This window comes from Komagataeibacter intermedius TF2 (genome assembly GCF_000964425.1).
Lineage (GTDB): Bacteria > Pseudomonadota > Alphaproteobacteria > Acetobacterales > Acetobacteraceae > Komagataeibacter > Komagataeibacter intermedius.
Genome location: NZ_BANF01000741.1, coordinates 1 through 255, shown reverse-complemented (window position 1 = coordinate 255; position 255 = coordinate 1). Strand labels below are relative to the sequence as shown.

The 255-nt window shown below is 63.5% G+C and carries 1 protein-coding gene; it reads left to right on the top strand.

Annotated features, from left to right (window positions below):
• Positions 1-113: 113 nt before the first annotated feature.
• Positions 114-255, top strand: a 142-nt coding sequence (locus tag B7449_RS19155; protein WP_148431444.1) for an ArdC-like ssDNA-binding domain-containing protein, incomplete at its 3' end; no start/stop codon positions are given.

Genomic DNA, 255 nt, shown 5'->3' with positions numbered 1-255 from the left:
CTTCCTCGATCCGTGCACGGGCATCATCGATCTCAGGTGACACCTCCCTCGCCATCCGCTGCCCATCCGCGCCGCCCTTCGGGGCGGCGTCTGCATTTTTCTGGAGACTGATCATGGCCAGAACCGAACGTACCGATATTCACCAGTCCGTCACTGACCGCATCATCCGCGAACTTGAAGCGGGAACCGTGCCGTGGGTCTGCCCGTGGAGCCGCGCGAAATGCGGCATTGCCCTGCCGCGTAATGCCGCGACCG